Genomic DNA, 17,990 nt, shown 5'->3' on the forward strand with positions numbered 1-17,990 from the left:
ATCCCCGACCGGAGGCACGGGGACGAGCCTGAGTCTATTACAATAGGTGCACATATATGTACGTGTGCACCTAAAGGATGGGTAGATGCTAGCGGTTCTGCGGAACGTGACGTACCGGCAATTGTTCGCCGCCCAGATTGTGGCGCTGATTGGCACGGGCCTTCTTACGGTTGCTCTTGGCCTCTTGGCCTACGATCTGGCCGGGAGTAGCGCCGGTGGCGTGATCGGGACCGCGTTGACAATCAAAATGCTCGCTTACGTGGGACTGGCGCCGGTGATCAATGCCCTGGTTGCCCGTTTGCCGAAGAAGCGCGTGCTGATCGGGGCCGACCTGATCCGGGCCGCCATGGCGTTGTGCCTGCCTTTCATCACTGAGGTGTGGCAGATCTACGTGGTGATCTTCCTGCTGCAGTCGGCCTCGGCGACGTTCACTCCGGCCTTCCAGTCTCTGATTCCGACCATCCTGACCGCTGAGCGGGACTACACCCGGGCTTTGTCGCTGTCCCGTCTGGCATATGACATGGAAGCATTGGTAAGCCCTGCCCTTGCAGCGCTGCTGCTGACCGTAACCAGCTACAACAACCTCTTCGTGGGCACGGTCGCCGGATTCCTCTTCTCCGCATTGCTCGTGGCGCTCACAAACCTGCCCAGGGGAGCCACAGGGACTGGATCGCCGGCCACGTCGCTTTGGCACCGGACTACCTTGGGTACCCGGATCTTCTGGCGAAACCGGCGGCTGCGATCCTTGCTGGCCTTAAACCTGGTGGTTGCCGCGCCGACGGCTCTGGTTCTGGTCAACACCGTGGTCTACGTCCGGAACGTTTTGCACCGGCCGGACTCGGATCTGGCGCTTGCCCTGGCCTGCTTCGGTGTCGGTTCCATGCTGGTTGCTCTCAGTGCTCCACGGTTCCTGGACCGGTTCGGGGACAGGGCCGTGATGCTCACCGGAGCCGCGCTGATCCCCGCAGCTTTGGCCGTGGCGACAATCGTGACTGCTGCCGGGGTTGCCGGGGCGGGGTGGTGGTTCCTGCTGGCCTTGTGGTTTGTGCTGGGAGCTGCGAACTCCACTATCCTGACCCCGTCATCGCGGCTGCTGCGCGATGCGTCAACAGACGAAACCCGCTCCTACGTTTTTACCGCCCAGTTCTCCCTGTCCCATGCCTGCTATATCCTGACATATCCGCTGGCAGGTTGGATCGGGGCCACCGCGGGATTGGGTTGGGCTGCTGCAGCCTTGACGTCTATCGGCGTTATGGGCGCCGTTGCCGCGTTCCTTTCCTGGCCAAGACCCGGTAAGCCGGCAACAGAACCCAACGCCAAGGAGCAGACCAATGACCGCCCAGTCGAGTCCAACACCTGATGCCACTCCCGGGCGCGGGGAATCTTCACTTGTTCACGAGATCATCCCAGGTCCGGCTTTGCTGAACACCGCCGCTGAGACCCTGCGGATGCTAGCCGAACCGACCCGGTTGCACCTGCTCTGGCAACTCGCGGACGGTCCTAAGACTGTCACCGAGCTCACCAATGTCGCAGGGGCACCACGGACCGTGATCAGCCAGCATCTGGCGAAACTGCGCCTCAGCGGGTTGGTGGACACCCGCAAGGATGGGCGTCACGTCATTTACTCATTGCATGACGGTCACCTGATACGGCTGATCAGGGAAACCGTCAATCATGCCGACCACCGCCTTACCGGGGAACCTCTCCACGACTAAAGGCACCTCCAGGTGCAGGCTGGATCCTCCGGAGTGCATGTGGGCGGGGCGCAAACCGCTACCTGCCCGGTTTGACCGGTTTGACCACGATGGCTGAACCACCACCACGTCTGGTGGGTTCGGCAGCAGCGGTCATCTGTCCGTCTTTACCGAACTCGATGGCTGTCGCAGCCCCGATCTCGGCAGCCGATGTGAAGGCGTCCCCGGCCGGAACCAAGTCATGTCCCAAGGACTCAAGCGCAGGACCATAAGCCTCGATGAAGGCCGGTTCCGAGCTGACGGTGGCGCCATTCCGTGGTGCGGCCCGCGGTGCAGCGAGGGCCTCGGAGACTGTCATCCCCAGGTCGAGGCGGTTCAGGATGGTCTGCAACACCGTGGTGATGATGGTCGACCCTCCGGGGGAGCCCAAGGCCAGGAACGGCTTCTGGTCTTTGAGGATGATGGTGGGGGACATCGACGAACGCGGACGCTTGTTCGGCTCGATCCGGTTGGGATCCTTCGGATCGTAGACCGTGCTGAAGTCGGTCAATTCATTGTTCAGCAGGAAGCCGCGGCCCGGTACAACAATCCCCGAGCCACCGGTCTGCTCGATCGTCAGCGTGTACTCCACCACGTTGCCCCACTTGTCGGCGACCGTCAGGTTCGTCGTGGAGATGTTTTCTGTATCCGTCTCATTGGCGAGGGGCGCTACGGGAGCCGGGCACGCGCCGTCGTACGTCTCTATATTGCCGGGGGCTACCGGTTTGGGAGCGGCCGCCGTCGGATCGATTTCGCAGGAGCGTTCCTTGGCGAAGACGTCGTTCAGCAACGTGGTGGTGGGCACCTTGACGAAGGCGGGATCGCCCACATAGGCGCCGCGGTCAGCGAAGGCGAGCGAGCTGGCTTCGAAGTAGTGGTGCAGGGCATCAACGGGCTTCATGCTTTTGAGGTCGTAGTTTTCCAGGATGTTCAGCGCTTCGCCCACCGTGGTGCCGCCGCTGCTGGAAGGAGCCATGCCGTAAACGTCGTAACCCCGGTACCCCACTTTGGTGGCGACCTGGTCCAGGGCCTTGTAGTTGGCAAGATCCTGGGTGGTCATGGATCCGACCGGGACGGGAAGCGTGGTTTCGGCAGTCTTCGGCGGGGCCTGCACGGTCTTGGCGATCTCCTCCGCGAGCGGGCCGCCGTAGAAGGCGTCGGTGCCCTCCTTGGCGAGCAGGCGGTAGGTCTCGGCGAGGTCATGGTTCTGGAAGACGCTTCCGACGGCGGGAGCGTCACCACCGGGGAGGAACAGGTCGCGGGTAGGAGTGAACGCGTCGAAGCGGACCTTGTTGTCCAGGGTCTGCTGGCGGAATGTCTCATCTACAACGAAGCCACGGTTTGCCACCTTGATGGCGGGTTTCAGAGCCTCGTCCAGACCCACCGTCCCCCACCGCTCCAGGGCCCGCGCCCACGTTGCAGGCGTGCCGGGGACACCGACGGAGACGCCGCTGGTGACCAGATCGGGCGTGAATTTGTAAGGTTTCTGGGTGGCAGGGTCGATAAAGGCATCAGGCTTAATGCCCGCCGGAGCTGTTTCCCGGCCGTCAATGGTGCCCACCTGCTTGGTCTTCGCGTCATAGAACACGAAGTAGCCGCCGCCTCCAATGCCGGCGCTGTAGGGTTCGGTGACGCCGAGGGTTGCTGCAGCTGCAACAGCGGCATCAGCTGCATTGCCGCCCTTCTTCAGTACCTCGATGGCTGCCGCGGAAGCCTCCGGATCCACGGTACTCACGGCACCCCCGTAGCCGGTGGCCGTAGCGTTCTTGTCGGTTGCGCGGGGATCGGCGAAGGCCGGACTGGCCATCGCCCCGCTCGTCGCGGTTAGTGCCAGGGCTGCCGTTACGGCAGCCAGCTGACGTCTCACATGTGTCATGGTTTCTCCCAGAGTTGTTCCAGACGGTGATGTGGGTGGACGGTTTGGTCACCCTACCCCGGGGCTCTGCGAGGGGACAACGGTTGAAATTCGGGGCGGATTGGGAGTAAGGGCGTTACTGGGCGGGGATGCTGGAGTGGGCGTTCAGAAACCAGCCTCGCCGGACATATAGGCTCGAAATCTACTCCGGGTCGACGTGTCCTGGAAACGTCACGAGGGAAATAAGTTGATGTATGCCGCTCCCGAATTCGTCAGGTACCAGTCGACACAAGTAGATGCCCGCGGAATCTACGTCGGCATATTCGGCCTGGCCAACGGACTGGCGAAGGACGGAAGGCTAAGCGAAGAGGATCACCGGTGGTGGCAGACCGCGAATGCTTGGTACGACGCCGCTTACCCTGATCCCAACCTCATAGATCCCACGGTGTATGACCGCACCATCAACCCTTACGCCCAAGCGTGGTTCAAAACCAGCGCAGCTCATCTACTGACAAGGGTCCCGGGCTATTTGGACCTCTTGGATCGTCACGACGTGAAATGGCAGGAACTTCGTTCATCAGCCCCGGGACGTGTCCTCTACGAGGACGACGTTCAGGTTGTGGTGGTACCGATCCGCTGAGTAGGTACCGTTGAGCCATTGTTGCCGACGGGGCGGAGAAGGTCGAAGACGGCGTAAAGGACATCCGGATGGTCCGTACCATCCACCAGGACTAGCCTGCAGCCGGGGAACGCCGAGCAACGACAGCCTGAACCCCGACACCTACAAGACCAATGCCCAAGGCCAGCAGAAGAGTCGGAAGTGCCGCTCCGTCTGGACCGAGGGCCTGGCCGAAGACATCGCGTCCCATCGCGAGCATCTCGGGGATATCTCCAGCGAGTACACGTGTTCCCAGAACTGATTGGACCGAGGTGAAGAGTGCAGGAAGCAACCACAGGAAGACAAGGTTGAGCACCCAAGCCACCACGTGACGGGCGTGCCGGAGCCCGCACCAAGCCAGCGCGCAACCGACCAAAACGGCCGGCACCCAGCGGGCAACGGTTGGGACAGCGGTTGGTACGTTCAGGAATCCCACACCGTTCACTACCCACACCACGGCCCATGAGGTGACTGGTATGGCCATGAGTCCGAACCCAATGGTCGCCGTGACGGTTGAAGGTGAAGCGATCAGCAATAACGCGAGCAGCGCTGCAAGTACGCAACCGATAACGCCGGCCAGAAGACCTCCGAAGTAAAGCCCGGACAGGCTTCCAGGCAATAGCCCTTCTTTGAGTACCGTGAACGACTGGATGGTGGCGGTGAAGTGCACCACGAGGACGCCGGATGCGGCGCACCACGTAACGAGTCGACGGCGAACGGGCGACCAGATGCGAACCGCCAGCCCGGCAACACCCCCACCAACTGTGAGAAGAGCCAGGATAGTGGTCGCCTCGTACTGGCTCAGGGGCAGCAGGGCGGGAGGCATCTGCGCTGGCAAAACCTGGGTAGCCCACAAATTTTGTAGCGGTAGGGTGGCTCCAGTGATCCACCAAGGCGCCAGGCCAAGAACGCCGGCGAAAAGCCCTATCAGCCACCCCCGCAGAGCGTCACGTCCGGGAGTACTGGGTGGTTTCCCGGACGGCACGGAATGCTGCACAGTTTGCTCGGGCTGGCTCACGAGGCTCCTCGTTTGAGTCTGACATGGAGTGCCCAGCCTCCAGGAGGTGGGCCAACCGCCAAGACTACACCGAGTGGACTAATTGGAAGTTCAAACAACCAGCCGCAGCGGCCTCTGCCCAAGCTGCACCGTGATTTCCTGCCCCCACGACGCCGTCAGCCGGTCATCCTCAATGCCATCGCCGAAGACCACCAGCTGATCCGACGCCACGGTAATCCGCAGGGCTTCGCCGGCTTCCAGGACACCTTCCGTCAGTGAAGCGCCCGTGACGGGTGAGGGCCAGGCTTCGCGAACGAACCACGCGAGCCGAGGATCGGTGGGTGCCGGCAGTGCCCGTCCGCCGCGTTCCAAGGCAATCGAAGCGCACCAGCCGGTGGCGCCGGTGCCTGTGGAAACGATCAGGCCCGACGACGACTGCCGCTCGGTTTGCCCGCCGGGTTGGGTGAAACTGGGCGCCGTCACGGTGTACTTTGCCGACTGGTGCGAGGCGTGCCCGACGAAAACTTCGTTGAGGGCCGAAAGCTGCTGCCCGTCGTCGAGCGTTGCTGTCACGGTGGTGAGATCCTGGCAGCGCAGCCGTCCGACGTCGGCAGTGGCCAGCAGCGCTGCCGCCGCCGCCGGAGTGTGGCGGACCAGGACGCCGGGGTTGGCGCCGGGCTCCGGGTCGATGCCGATGACGGGCTGGCCGTTCAGGTATTTGGCGACGTTCGCCACCAGCCCGTCCTGCCCCACTACGGCGATGATGTCCTCGGCGGTGAGCAGGAAGCGGCTGAGGTCTGCGCGTTCCACTTCGGCCTGACGCCAATCGGACGGCACGGCAGCGCGGATGGTTGCAAGGGCTGCGGTGAGGTGATCGTGCCGGTCCTGCACGTCCTGGATGCTGCGGCCGCGGGTGCGGAGGAAGAACTCGGCCTGGCCGCGGGTGGCGTGCCGGTCCAGGAGTTCCTGGAGTTCGGTCCGCCGGTGGACAATGACGATGCGCGGGGTGGCCATGATGGGTCCTTACTTGGTGGCTTCAACAGTAGCGGCGGGTTCCTTGAACAGCCCCGCAAGTGCTCCGCTGAGCAGGTCCGGAGTGATGGTCAGGTTCCCGATGTTCGGCAGGCTGCCCGCCGCGTCCTTCAAGGCCAGTGCCAAAAGCGTGGCCTGATCCATAGTGCGGTATACCTCCATGGTTGCGGCTTCGCGGGCGGCGGCGGCTTCACCTACGAGGCGAATCTGGTTTGCCTCGGCCGCTGCGCCAATGCCCTGCCGTTCAGCGGAGCCCTGGGCCTCGATCAAGCCTGCCGCGGCCTTCTCTTCCGCTGCCCTGCGGGCGTTCGCACCCTCTTGGGCTACCAGGTTTTCACGCCTCACGGCCAGTTCGATCTGGCTCGCCATCTCGTTCTCGGAAATGGTGCGTTCACGCTCGACGGCGACTGCCCGCCTCTCGTACACAGCCCGGTCCGCTTCGGCTTGGAGCTGTTCACGCACCGGCGTCTGGAGGGCGCGTTCGACGTCGGCTTCGGGCCGGACGGCCAACACCTGCACGCCGAGGATTTCGATGCCGGTGGACTGCAACCGGGCATCTGCCCGCAGCGCCTCGGTGAGGACAAGCCGGAGTTGGCTGACTCCGCGTTCGAGTGCCTCGGCCAGTGTGGTGGTGGCGATCTGGTCGATCGCGTGACTCTGGCACAGCTGGCCGATGATCGTGGAGACCTGCTCGCGTCCGGTGGCCGGTGCCTTGCCCGCGGTCTGCAGGCCGAAGTCCAGGCGGGTGGAGACAGCCACGGGATCGATGAAGCGGTACGTCACGTTGGCCTGCACGCTGACGTCCTGGTGGTCGCGGGTGATTGCGTGGAACAGGGTAGGGAGCTCCTGGTCGTCCACGGGAATCTCGCTCAACACGGAGTTCGCGGGGCGGAAGAAGAAGGCTTGGCCCACTCCCTGGTGTTTGACGGCGCCCTTTTGAAGGTGGACGACGTATCCGGTGGGGCTGCCAAGGAAGTGGCTGATCCAGGGGTAGCGCTTGATGGTGGCCATGATGTTCTCGCTTTCACATTTCTCTTATCGTCCTTTTGACGATAACTAAACGATAGAGGGACAGAACCTTTATTGTCAACATGACGATAACTTCCTACACTTGATACATGCATGCATCCCATTCCGCCCCCGAGCGCTTCCCGGTGACGGTGGACGTCGTCGCCCTTACTGTCCGTAACAGCCAGCTGAACGTCCTGCTCATCACCCGGCTCATCGAGCCCTTCAAGGGAAAGCTGGCCCTCCCCGGCGGCTTCGTGCTCGCTGGCGAGGACCTGCTGGAAGCGGCGGGTCGGGAACTGGCGGAGGAAACCGGCGTCGAGCATCTTCCCGGGCACCTGGAGCAACTGGGGAGTTACGGCCCCAAGGGCCGCGACCCCCGAGGCGACGTCCTGACCGTCGCGCACCTGCTGCTCGCGCCGGACTTCCCGGTGTTATCAGCCGGCAGCGACGCCGAGCAAGCTGCCTGGTACCCGGTGCGGGAGGTCCTCGACGGGACGCACCAACTGGCGTTTGACCATCCGCGGATCCTCGACGACGCGTTGGAACGCGCCAAGTCGAAACTGGAATACTCGCCGTTGGGCGCGGCCTTCTGTGGGGAAGAATTTACGATCGCGCAGCTCCGGGCCGTTTACGAGGCTGTGTGGGGGACACGCCTGGACCCCCGGAACTTCCACCGAAAAGCGACCGGGACGCCCGGCTTCCTCGAGGACACCGGGCGGATGACAGCGGGCGACGCCGGACGCCCGGCTGCGCTGTTCAGGCTCGCCCCCGAAGCGCGCCCTACGCCGGGCCACCCGGCCCGTGCGGTGCTGAACCCGCCGCTGATGCGGCCGAGGGATTAAGTCGGCTAGGGCTGTGTTTGGGGGGTAGGGATTCAGGATGTTGTAGAGCCAGCGAGAACGAACCTTCACGCACCAATGATCATCGTTGGAACCACGCCCAGACCAAATACTCCGTTCTATGAGCATCGACGGCCAGTACTGGCACCGCACCCTGGGGGAGCAACAATCAAAGCCCCTTAAGGGCGCGAGGATTAGTACAGTGCACGGGTAGAGACTGAGAAGTCCAGAAGTGGCCCGTACGCATAAGCCGATCCCTGACCGGATGGGCGTCTGCAGCGCGCTCACAGTACTGTCAGAGCATGGAACCAATCCGTCGCTTTCCTAATGACGCTTATGCGGGCGCTCTCGAGTCCTGGACGTTTCTAGAGCTGGCGGGCAAACAACCGCTGTTCACATCGCCCTTTGGCGATGTGTTCTTACAAAACACTGATGGATTCTGGTTTCTTGACGTGGTTGGCGGCGAGCTAAGCCACCGATGGCCAACGGAGAAGGAATTCTCCGAGTCCCTAAACTCCCGCGCCGGTCAGGATGAGTACCTCATGCTTGGACTGGCCTCAGGCGCCGATGAAGCCGGCCTGAAGCCCGGGGAACTCGAGATTTACGATTTCAAAATCCCTCCGGTTCTCGGCGGTGCAACCGAACTAAGCAACGTTGCATTGAGCGACTTCGTCGTGGCGCTCAACCTGGCCGGTCAAATTCATGACCGAGTGCGGGACCTTCCATCCGGCACTCCCATTAGCGGTGTCTCACTGACGTAGACGCTAAGTATGTCCCCGGCCCGCGATGTACGGGCGAAGGCAGCAGCTGGAGTTAGGCAAACCGGCGGGCGGAGTCGGAGCCCTACACGCACACATACCGATACCGGATCCTCCACCGGATTTGCTCCCGGCGGTGGGCCAACAGCAGCGGTAAACTAAGGGACCGAGGTTCTGTCGGGAAAGGTAAGACGTGGTATGCCAGGGCAGGTGACAATCGAACTCGACGAGGATCAAGCACTGGTGTTGTTCGATTGGCTATGTCATTTGAACGACGGTAAGGCCCCTGTAGTTACTCATCAGGCCGAGAAACGGGTCCTGTGGGACATTCAATCTGACCTTGAGTCAGTTCTTGTCGCGCCCTTCGAAGCAAATTACACCGAGCTGCTCGCGCAAGCGCGGTACCGCGTGGCAGATGCTGGCCAATAGTCCACTTAGTTCGTCGAACAGGGACGTCCGGTAAAGGATCGGCACGCGGGCACGGATAAAGGCAAGCACAGTTCCCGAAGGCGTCGGTGTGGGCTACTCAGATGGCGTCTCATCGATCCGGGCGAGGAAAACCCACCAAAGATTGTCTCTTCCATCCGGTGAGACTTGGCGTTCCTTTCGAATCTCGTAGGCGGAGTCCACCTCGACGTCTTGACCGACAAGGGCCTCAAGCTCACTGAGAATGTCCTCCATGTCAGTTTTATCTTCGTCAGTGACCTGCGAGAGCTGGAATAGCAGCTTGATCTTGACACCATGGATCTCCACACCCACCGCGAGAGCATGTCTAGGGATCTGACCGCGACTGGCGGACACGGTTTGAGCGACGATGTATATCTCCCAAAGCGGCGCGTGAGCAAGGTCGTTCGGTGCTGGCATGCGCATGGCTTTCATCCTTTTGGCTAAACGACCAAACTCAACCGCGTCCATCCTTTATCTGAAAAATACATCAGTCGCCACAGGCAACACGCCTTAGGGCGCGCGCCCGAAGCCGGTCCTCCACCGGTCGCTCTGCACTCGCTTGGTGCTCCGCGCCAAGCCGTCGACGCCTTGAGGCATTCGGATTCCCGTAAGACCCGCCCGCAAATGCCCGGTGAAGGCGCCTAAAACGCTACACATACACCCAGGTCTTTCGGGCTGGCCCGTTAGCAGGCACGTTCACAGGAAAACTGGTGCGACGACCGCTGGAAATCGCTGCCGGTCACTTCAGAGTCTCCTGGTTCGATCCACGGGCGGCTGAACCCACGTCCATGCTCTTCTTATGGTGCGTACGGCGAGGGCTCCGGTGGATACTGCGGTCATTACTGCGGCGGCGGATGCGGCGACGATCGTCACTCCGATGAGGTGAACGATCACCACACCTAACATCACGAGAGCGTGCGTGTTGATGGATTCCATCTGTAGTTTCTCTGTTTTAGGGGGTTGCTCCGCCAGGTGTGGCGGGGCCCGGTCCAACAAGTTGCACCCTCAGCCGGACGGGAATGCCGTTCGCGGCGAATTCGGCATCCATGTAGCCCTGCGGGGTGGCGAACTTTTTGGCGGGGTCGTTCTGGACCGCGAAGCCTTGAAACTCCCAGTTGTAGACGCTCGTCCACCTCTCTCCGAAGTCTGACAGGTACCGTCCGTTGTCCTGCAATCTGGCGAGGTTGTAATAAACATTGCCTCCGTCCAGCCCGATGGCTTTGATACCGGCATCGGAGATGGAGTATGCCAGCCAGCCTTCAGCGCAACCGAGCACGGTGTAGTACTGCTGCTCCGGTTCCGGGATGGGTTTGATCGCCCGGACCTGGTCGTTGCGGCGGATGTCGATGTTCGCAGGTACGCAAGCGCCAGGGGCGGGACCGGCCGGTGCCGTTGTCGGTGCGGTAGTTGTCGGAGCCTGAACCGGTGGTATCACCGGAACAGTCGGCGTCGGCGCTGTGGTGGCCTCCGCCGTCGACAATGGCGTTGGTGTCGATGTAGGTGTCGGAGTCACTGTTGGTGTTGGTGTCACCGTGGGCGTTGCCGTGGCCGATGCAGTTGCTGTGTTCGTGGTTGCCGGCGCCGGCGCCGATTGTGGCGTCAGGTTCCCGGCAACCACCACGGCCCCGACGACGGCTGCGGCTGCGAGGACCACGCCGGCAGTGGCGCCCCAGGGGGTCCGGCGCGTTCTGCGCTGAGCCATCGGCACCACCTCGGGGTCGGTGGAAAAGACTTCCGACCTGGTCGGGAGCACACCCGGGCTTGTTCCAGGGGCGGGTATTGAAGGTTTGGCGTTCTTCATGAGTTGTTCGATGCGGTCCATGGTTAGACTTCCCGTTCTGTCATGAGATGTGAAGGGGCGGCTTTCGCGAAGGCCTTGCGGGCCCGGTGAAGCCTGACGGCCGCGGCCGACGCCGTACATCCCAGGCTCTCTGCCAGTTCGGCGGTGTTGAGATCGTCCCAGTAGGAGAGCATGAGGATCTCCCGGTCCCGGTCCTTGAGCTTGGAAAGCACGTCAGCGACCTCAGCCTGATGGTCACCGTTGCTCTCGGCGCTTTGGACGCGTACCTCCTCTGCCAGACGGACCATAAGCTCTTCCCGGCGGCGGCGGCCCTTGTATTCGTTGCCCAGAACATTCCGGGCTGTCGCTATCAGCCACCCAATGCCAGGCGGTTCGGCCGGCATTTTTTCCCATACGATCCGGAACACGTCGTTGGCCAGCTCCTCGGCCCGTTCCCGGTCATTAATCCGATACGCGATGTATTGGTAGATGCGGCTGAAGTGTTCAGCATGAAGAGCACTCAGTTCCTGCTCTCTGGTAGCCAACATCTTTATTTCTTTCCCCCGGGCTAGCTCTTGACGATTCAAACACTTAGTTTCCGGCAGGAGGCTGTTTCTTACATAACTGACGAAAACTTAAAAAGAGATGCCCGGCAGGCCTCTGGTTGACTTGCCGGGCATCTGGAGCGCGTGGTCAGGCAGCGTAGCGAAGACTGGTCAGCAGTGCCCGCAGTTTGACGTATTGGTCCGTTTTCATCCACGTTTCAGCGGTTTCCGCCGTCATGGACGCGTCGATCTCGGCGACCGCTGTTGCTGCGCCGTTCGGCATGATCATGAAGCTGTTCAGGGAAGTGCTGCCGGGGCCTTCCGTCATGAAGTAATCAGCAACAACCCCCATGTAGTAACGGACCGGAAAATCAGGGGAGGGATAGTCATCCCGAACGAAAACGAAGTGCGAAGCGCCATCGCGGCTGTGGAACGCGCCAAGTTCCTGGGAGTCGAGGATTTTGCGGTTGACTGGTCCTCCAACAAGACCCCCTGTACCTCCGCTGGAGATATGGGCAACCTTGCCGCCGGTCTCGTCGAAGATGTAGGCCACCAGCGAATTCTCTTTTCCACCGGGATTTTCAGCGTTTTCGTTATACGAATCCTGCTCCACCTGAATACTCCAGCCTGCGGGCACATCGAAGGAGATGTGGCCGTCCGGGAAGGTAAACGTGCCATTCCCGTAGCTAGGGGAGACATGCGGTGTTGAGGGGACAACGGGGGTAACCGGCGCCTCTACGTTGACTGCCGGCGGAGTGGCCACCTCTGAAACGGGGACCGTAGGCTGGGCAGGGACAAGGGGTGCTGCCGGCACTGAAACCGAAGTTGACCTTGACGGCGTCGCAATAACCGGTGTGACTGCTGCAGGTGCCGGAACAGCGGCCGTGGCAGGCTCATCGTTCTGCGTAACAGCCCCGGATCCGGCGGAGGGAATCTCTTCTTCCACGGAAACAGCCGGTGGCAGTGTGAAGGCCGGGACTTCCTCTGAAGCTGCAGCTGTGGTTGACGTTGCAGCCACATGTGCAGCCGGCGTGCAGGCAGTGAGAGTAAGTGCAAGTGCAAGCGATGTGAGCGTGGCAAACTTCGCGTAGTCGGATCGGCGGTACTTCATGGCTGGGTTCCTTCCCCCTTGGACGAGCCGAGCAGATCAGCCTGCTCACACATATTGTTTCCAGGTAAGAACGAGTAATTACACCCGACTCCAAAATCTTTTCGAAACCTGATTCTTTTCCACGGGGGAGGGCCGCTCAAAGCCCGTAAGCCGGTCTTCAAAAGGGCATTGCAGCGCACCAAGGGGAACTTTTACCGGAACATGCCGGCCCATCCATTCAAGGAATGGTGACGTGTTCGTCGACCCAATCTGTGAATGGAGGCTCGTCCGGACAGGCGACCGAAGCCATGACGGGACCCCCGGCATTCGCCGTGTATCGGACACATGCGTTGACAGTCCGCTGCTCCGCCCACCAGCCACCACTGGTGGTGAGATGTTCGCGGTAGTACCGGTCGGCGAAGAAGTTGCCGTCGGGGTCCCAGCCGAACGAGTAGGGAGCACTTACTCCTTGCAACCGTGAGCGCACCTGATCCCGGTCGGATGTATCTACGTTGGCAGTGAATTGGGTGAACCACTCCATGCCCTCTGCAGCGCGTTCCCGGATGGTCCGTTGGCCCATTTCCTCGATGCTTGGACGAGCGCAGGAGGACAAAGCAAAGAGAATAACCATTGCGCAGCAAAGCTTCCAGACACGTGCCATTCATTCCCCCAAGGATGGTGAAGCCCTAGCCTAGCCTTCCGAACTGAAAGGCGGGCTGGCCGAAACTGCCATACCGTTTGGAAGTCATCTGTCCTTCATTTTGCCAACGTGGGCCAGGACCGCCGTGGCTGTGGATTCGGGGTCAGGCGTGGAGATCAACCACGTGCGGGTGGGGGTCTCCACGACCATGGCCGGACCGCCGACCAACAGTCCCCACGTTCGCTGGCCCAAGTATCGGACGCCGAAGCCTTCGGTCAGGGAACTGGACGGCGCCGGGGAGGCATCGATGATGTCCTCCAGCGGGATCGTCTTGGAGTAGAACGGCCTGCACCTGAACACCAAGTTCTGCTCCGTGGCTTCAATGGTCACCCTGATGCGAAGTACTGAGACCGTCAGAAGCGCAATGAGCACAACCAGCCCTGCGCTGATCAACAGGACACCACTGGGAATTGCGGTCACGATGATGAAGACGCACAGCAGGCCCACCACAGTTGCGATGACTTTCTGAGAGCCGCGGCTGATCCCGGCCTCCGAAATCATTCTTGGCGTTCTACTGCCGCTCAAGATCGTGCGTTTCGCTCAGTGAATTCCTCTGCGCACGTTTCAATTGCACCAGCCGATCAACATATAGAACCGCCGCAACTACGACGAAACCGATCAGCAGGGCATAAATAAAGCCCAGAGGCCTCAGTAAAGCAACGTACGTCCCGAATCCGAACACGAAGACCAGCAGGCTGCGTCTGGTTTTGGCACTCATGAAATCCCCCCAAAAAACGCCGTAGTTGGCATGGGGCGAGCCTACCCGGCGGGCGGGAGGGAACAAGTCAAACAGTCGAATGCCAGAGGAACAAGTCCGAGGAGGCTCCCGCAAAGGAGCGGACCTCACCAGGGGCACGCGAGCCTACCCGTCGGCAGGACGGATCTGCATCGTGAGCCCAAAGAGGTCAGGGAGGCCGTGTTCTTCACTGATTTGGCTGTCCACGAAGCGATAGATGTTCATTGCCTGCGCTTGTATAGCTTTACCGGTTGCCGCTATGCCCAGGAATTCTCCTTGGTGGGTGCCCCGGAGCGTGAATCGCGCGGCGACGGTGTTTCCTTCAATAACGGTCTCCTCCAGTGACCACTGGACGTCGGGAAAAGCTTGCCGCATGATCCCGATGATTTGGAGGTAGCCGCTCGGGCCCTGGACCGGCTCGGGCAGGAAGGGCACATGGAACGTGGCCGATGGTGAAATGATCTCATCACCAATCTGCTCATCGGCTGTATTGATGAATTCAACAAAACGGTTCATGCGTTCACGAAGTTCTTCAGTCATTTGCTTGCTTCCTTTACTTAGCGGGTCAGCTGTATCGCTCGGCTGCAGCCATCGGACTGACATCTCGAAGACGTCTCAGCAGTTCCATCAGTTCCTCAGCGCCCTGCTGGCTCAGCGCCGGAGCGAGCCGCAGTTCAAGTTCGGCGTCAACTGTCTTCCGGGCACGTTCCAGGATGGTGCGCCCTTCAGCGGTTAGCTCGATGAGGGAGGACCTGCGATCATCCGGATTGTTTCTCCGACGGCAATAACCGGACTTTTCGATGCGGTCAATGAGCTTGCTGGTGCCGCCGACTGAAATCGCAAGAGCGGTGGCCACGTCCAAAACCCGGCATGCCCCCAATCGGTCAATGACAGCCATCGGCTCAAATCTGCTCATCGGGAGGCCGTGCTCTTTGCGAAGGGTGTTATCGAGCCCGTCCCATAGTTCCGTTTCCAACCGGGTCAGTTCACTGAAAAGGGGGTACAGGGAACGGGTTTCGATGCCCTTGGTCATATCGGAAGCCTAGCATTTAGTTTCCATGGAACCTAGTTCCTTGGAATGCTTGTGGCTCCGATCCCTGCGACGAGCCCATTCAACCCCGCCAGCACCTGCTCCGGGGTCCCGCCGGCGTCCACCACCACAAAGTCATCGAACTCGGGCAGCGAACGGTACGCAGAACGGAAGGCCTGCAAGTCAGCAATGGTCTCGTTGTCGGTCCCGCGGGCCGTGACCCGTTGGTGGGCAAGGCGGGGATCGACGTCGAAATGGACCGCAAGGTCCGGTGTGGGCAGTTTCCCAAGCAGCCATGGAATCAGCCTGCCTCGGCCGAGCCCGTTGGCCTGGCGCAGCGCGAGTTGGCAGTGGAGATGGCGGTCCATCACCACCAACCCGTCGAACTTGTGGGCTCGGGCATGGTTGACCAGCACGTTGAAGAGCCGGACGGTGGTCTCGATGATGTCGGCAGCGCGGGGTGGCAGCTTCCACCCGAACCGCTCGGACCACAGGGATAGTCGCCGACGGGCAGCGTGGTTGGCGAGCAGCAGGGCATCCCGCCCCTCAGCGCGAGCCGATTCAACCAAGGCGCGGGCCGCCGTCGTTTTTCCTGAACCGTCAATTCCTGTCAGAACAATGAGCATGAGGCCTCCCCTCGTTTCCTGACCAACGAAGGGAGGTGCCCTCTTGTCCCGAGGTGTGGCTGGGCTCACGATCCGGGCTGCCACCGGAACTGGGGTTGCTCCCGTGTCAGGAAGGCCTGGATGCCGATCCCCATGTCAGGACTATCCGGCATCGCGGACCACGCCTCAGCCCACTCTTGCTCAATGACCGCCAGACTGGAACCGGGAACATCCGTCAGATCCACGAGTCGCTTCATGGCGTGAATCGAGAACCGCGAACGGCTCCGGAGCGTACTGACCAGCGCTGCGCACTTCTCCTCAAAAGATTCGGAAGGCACGACGTCGGCCACCAGGCTGAGCGCGCAGGCTTCAGTGGCGCTGAACGTCTGTCCGGTGAGGAGGATGTACTTCGCCTTGGCATGACCCACCTGCCGGATGAGCCGTTCCAAACCGGGCCGCGGGTAGATGATGCCGATCTTGGCAGGGGTCAGCCCAATGACGGCCTGATCGTTGGCGATGATGAAGTCGCAGGCCGAGGCAATCTGCCAGCCGCCACCCATGCAGGCACCCTCCACCAGGGCCACCGTTGGCTTGGACACTGAAGCGATGGCAGCATCGGCTGCGCTGAGGTGATCCACGGTGGAACCGTCCGCCTGAGGATCGATCAGCACTGACGCTAGTTCGCTGATGGCCGCCCCTGCGCAGAACGTATTGCCCGCCCCACGCAGCACCACAACTGCGACGTCGGGATCGGCGTCCAACCGCGGCATCAACTCCTGTACCTCCCGGCACATGGCCCGGGTCAGGGCATTCCGCTGGGAGAGGTTGCTGATTTCCACGGTGGCCACGCCGTCAACCACGGAAAGGGAAATGTGGCCCGCGCGGGAAACCTCGGGACGGGCAGTTGCCGCAGGGGACATAACAGTCATCGCTGTGCTCCCATCGTTTCCGGTACCTGCGCGGAAGCCGGTGCGCAGACAAGGCGGCCCTCGCGCTCAAGCCGGGTGACGTCGTCGAGCGTCATTCCACGCTCCATGAGTATCTGGGCGGTGTGCTCGCCCAGCAGCGGTGGGGAGGACAGAATTTCGCTGGCCTCGCCATCCAGGGTCAGCGGGCCGCGGAGAAGGGGCAGGGGTGATCCGTCGCGTCGTTGGCCGTGCTGGACGAGCCCCAAGGCCGCCACCTGCTCAGAGGCCAGCGCCTGGATGTAGTTGTAGATGGGGCCGCAGGGGATGCCTGCCTCGCTGATCAGGGGGACCCACTCGGACGCGGGCTTGGCGGAGAGGGCAACTTCTATGAGCTCCGTCAGCTGGTCCCTGTTGGCCGAGCGGTCCGCGCCGGTCATGAAACGGGGATCCTCCAGGGCGGTGGGCATTCCCAGCAGCCCGCAGAAAGCCCGCCATTGTTTCTCGCTGCCCACGGCGATATTGATGGATTCCGTGGCCGTGGCGAACATGCCATAAGGCGCGATGACGGGGTGGTTGTTGCCCTGGGGAGCAGGTGCTTCGCCGAGGCTGAGCGCCTTTTGCCCTTGGAAGGCGGACAGGTTCAGGGCGGTCTCCAGCAGGGAAGTGGACACGCGGCCCGGGCGCTCGCCGTTCCGTGCCCCCAAAAGCGCTGCCACGATCCCGAACGCGCAGACCATTCCGGAGGTGATGTCCACGATCGGTACGCCCACCCGGTATGCCGAACCAGGTCCAGGCCCAGTGACGGACATCAGCCCGGACATTCCCTGGATGACCTGGTCCAGTCCGGCGTCGTCCTTGAGGGGGCCCGTGTTGCCGAAGCCGGTAACGGATCCCACCACGAGCCCGGGGTTCAGTTCCTCAAGCCGGGATGCCGGAAAGCCCATTTTCTCCAGTGTTCCGGGCTTGAAGTTCTCCACCAGGACATCGGCGTCGGCAATCAAGCCGGCCAGGATTTCGCGTCCCTCGGCCGAATAGAAATCCAGGCACACGGAGCTTTTGTTGCGGTTGACGGACTCGAAGTAGAGGCTGTGACCGTCCTGGAACGGGGGCCATTGACGGGCAGTATCGCCACCGTTGACGCTCTCGACTTTGATGATCCTGGCGCCCATGTCGGCAAGGAGCGCGGTGCAATAGGGTCCGGCGAGGGCACGGCTGAGGTCGACCACGGTGATTCCGCGGAGTGGTTGAAGCATGGTTTCTGTCCTG

General features: G+C 61.7%; 22 protein-coding genes. 6 read left to right on the forward strand and 16 right to left on the reverse strand.

Annotation, left to right across the window (positions count from 1 at the left end):
* Positions 1–85: 85 nt before the first annotated feature.
* Both AC6JA3_RS03790 and AC6JA3_RS03795 read left to right on the forward strand, forming a co-directional pair.
* The gene (locus tag AC6JA3_RS03790; protein WP_347782607.1) at positions 86–1,360 is read left to right on the forward strand and encodes an MFS transporter; all 1,275 of its coding nucleotides are present in this window, start codon (positions 86–88) and stop codon (positions 1,358–1,360) included.
* Positions 1,332–1,715: an ArsR/SmtB family transcription factor gene (locus tag AC6JA3_RS03795; protein ID WP_026546978.1), complete on the forward strand. Its 384-nt coding sequence runs from the start codon at positions 1,332–1,334 to the stop codon at positions 1,713–1,715. Before AC6JA3_RS03790 ends, AC6JA3_RS03795 begins: the two co-directional genes overlap by 29 nt.
* Before the next feature lie 58 nt (positions 1,716–1,773).
* Here AC6JA3_RS03795 and ggt read toward each other — a convergent pair whose 3' ends face one another.
* Positions 1,774–3,609: a gamma-glutamyltransferase gene (gene ggt / locus AC6JA3_RS03800; RefSeq protein WP_497919904.1), complete on the reverse strand. Its 1,836-nt coding sequence runs from the start codon at positions 3,607–3,609 to the stop codon at positions 1,774–1,776.
* Between the two features lie 229 nt (positions 3,610–3,838).
* Here ggt and AC6JA3_RS03805 point away from each other — a divergent pair, with 229 nt between their 5' ends.
* Positions 3,839–4,228 (forward strand): hypothetical protein, encoded by a 390-nt coding sequence (locus AC6JA3_RS03805; protein ID WP_347782609.1) that lies wholly within the window; start codon positions 3,839–3,841, stop codon positions 4,226–4,228.
* A 91-nt stretch (positions 4,229–4,319) separates the two neighbouring features.
* Here the strand turns inward: AC6JA3_RS03805 and AC6JA3_RS03810 are convergent, their stop codons facing one another.
* The 3 genes from AC6JA3_RS03810 to AC6JA3_RS03820 form a co-directional block, all read right to left on the reverse strand.
* On the reverse strand, positions 4,320–5,072 hold the full coding sequence (locus tag AC6JA3_RS03810) for a hypothetical protein (protein ID WP_347782610.1): 753 nt from the start codon (positions 5,070–5,072) through the stop codon (positions 4,320–4,322).
* 282 nt (positions 5,073–5,354) lie between these two features.
* Positions 5,355–6,257 (reverse strand): diacylglycerol kinase catalytic domain-containing protein, encoded by a 903-nt coding sequence (locus AC6JA3_RS03815; RefSeq protein ID WP_347782611.1) that lies wholly within the window; start codon positions 6,255–6,257, stop codon positions 5,355–5,357.
* A 9-nt stretch (positions 6,258–6,266) separates the two neighbouring features.
* Positions 6,267–7,286, reverse strand: a complete 1,020-nt coding sequence (locus AC6JA3_RS03820; protein ID WP_347782612.1) for an SPFH domain-containing protein — start codon at positions 7,284–7,286, stop codon at positions 6,267–6,269.
* Between the two features lie 107 nt (positions 7,287–7,393).
* On the opposite strand from AC6JA3_RS03820, the gene AC6JA3_RS03825 reads away from it, so the two are divergent.
* The 3 genes from AC6JA3_RS03825 to AC6JA3_RS03835 all read left to right on the forward strand — a co-directional run bounded on the left by AC6JA3_RS03825 (position 7,394) and on the right by AC6JA3_RS03835 (position 9,312).
* Positions 7,394–8,128, forward strand: a complete 735-nt coding sequence (locus AC6JA3_RS03825; protein WP_347782613.1) for an NUDIX hydrolase — start codon at positions 7,394–7,396, stop codon at positions 8,126–8,128.
* A gap of 299 nt (positions 8,129–8,427) precedes the next feature.
* Positions 8,428–8,886, forward strand: coding sequence for a T6SS immunity protein Tdi1 domain-containing protein (locus AC6JA3_RS03830; RefSeq protein ID WP_347782614.1), 459 nt, complete (start codon positions 8,428–8,430; stop codon positions 8,884–8,886).
* 207 nt (positions 8,887–9,093) lie between these two features.
* A complete protein-coding gene (locus tag AC6JA3_RS03835; protein ID WP_347782615.1) occupies positions 9,094–9,312 on the forward strand; it encodes a hypothetical protein in 219 nt (72 codons plus the stop codon).
* 93 nt (positions 9,313–9,405) lie between these two features.
* On the opposite strand, the gene AC6JA3_RS03840 is transcribed toward AC6JA3_RS03835, so the two are convergent.
* The 12 genes from AC6JA3_RS03840 to AC6JA3_RS03895 form a co-directional block, all read right to left on the reverse strand.
* The gene (locus AC6JA3_RS03840; RefSeq protein WP_347782616.1) at positions 9,406–9,753 is read right to left on the reverse strand and encodes a hypothetical protein; all 348 of its coding nucleotides are present in this window, start codon (positions 9,751–9,753) and stop codon (positions 9,406–9,408) included.
* Between the two features lie 529 nt (positions 9,754–10,282).
* On the reverse strand, positions 10,283–11,032 hold the full coding sequence (locus tag AC6JA3_RS03845; RefSeq protein WP_347782617.1) for a hypothetical protein: 750 nt from the start codon (positions 11,030–11,032) through the stop codon (positions 10,283–10,285).
* Positions 11,033–11,154: 122 nt separating this feature from the next.
* The gene (locus tag AC6JA3_RS03850) at positions 11,155–11,658 is read right to left on the reverse strand and encodes an RNA polymerase sigma factor (protein ID WP_026546967.1); all 504 of its coding nucleotides are present in this window, start codon (positions 11,656–11,658) and stop codon (positions 11,155–11,157) included.
* 145 nt (positions 11,659–11,803) lie between these two features.
* Entirely contained in the window at positions 11,804–12,766 is a 963-nt protein-coding gene (locus AC6JA3_RS03855) for a hypothetical protein (protein ID WP_347782618.1), read from the reverse strand.
* Positions 12,767–12,983: 217 nt separating this feature from the next.
* The gene (locus AC6JA3_RS03860; RefSeq protein WP_347782619.1) at positions 12,984–13,325 is read right to left on the reverse strand and encodes a hypothetical protein; all 342 of its coding nucleotides are present in this window, start codon (positions 13,323–13,325) and stop codon (positions 12,984–12,986) included.
* Between the two features lie 165 nt (positions 13,326–13,490).
* Complete coding sequence (locus AC6JA3_RS03865; protein WP_347782620.1) at positions 13,491–13,946, reverse strand: hypothetical protein; 456 nt, start codon at positions 13,944–13,946, stop codon at positions 13,491–13,493.
* Positions 13,947–13,956: 10 nt separating this feature from the next.
* Positions 13,957–14,163 (reverse strand): hypothetical protein, encoded by a 207-nt coding sequence (locus AC6JA3_RS03870; RefSeq protein WP_026546963.1) that lies wholly within the window; start codon positions 14,161–14,163, stop codon positions 13,957–13,959.
* A 144-nt stretch (positions 14,164–14,307) separates the two neighbouring features.
* The gene (locus AC6JA3_RS03875) at positions 14,308–14,721 is read right to left on the reverse strand and encodes an ester cyclase (protein WP_347782621.1); all 414 of its coding nucleotides are present in this window, start codon (positions 14,719–14,721) and stop codon (positions 14,308–14,310) included.
* Between the two features lie 25 nt (positions 14,722–14,746).
* Positions 14,747–15,214 carry a MarR family winged helix-turn-helix transcriptional regulator gene (locus tag AC6JA3_RS03880; RefSeq protein ID WP_347782622.1) on the reverse strand — a complete coding sequence of 156 codons (468 nt, stop codon included), beginning with the start codon at positions 15,212–15,214 and terminating at the stop codon, positions 14,747–14,749.
* 32 nt (positions 15,215–15,246) lie between these two features.
* Positions 15,247–15,837 carry a nucleoside/nucleotide kinase family protein gene (locus AC6JA3_RS03885; RefSeq protein ID WP_347782623.1) on the reverse strand — a complete coding sequence of 197 codons (591 nt, stop codon included), beginning with the start codon at positions 15,835–15,837 and terminating at the stop codon, positions 15,247–15,249.
* A gap of 65 nt (positions 15,838–15,902) precedes the next feature.
* Entirely contained in the window at positions 15,903–16,745 is an 843-nt protein-coding gene (locus AC6JA3_RS03890) for an enoyl-CoA hydratase/isomerase family protein (RefSeq protein WP_347782624.1), read from the reverse strand.
* Entirely contained in the window at positions 16,742–17,977 is a 1,236-nt protein-coding gene (locus AC6JA3_RS03895) for a CaiB/BaiF CoA transferase family protein (protein WP_347782625.1), read from the reverse strand. Before AC6JA3_RS03895 ends, AC6JA3_RS03890 begins: the two co-directional genes overlap by 4 nt.
* Positions 17,978–17,990 lie beyond the last annotated feature (13 nt).

The organism is Arthrobacter sp. TmtSoilC79, from assembly GCF_059739405.1.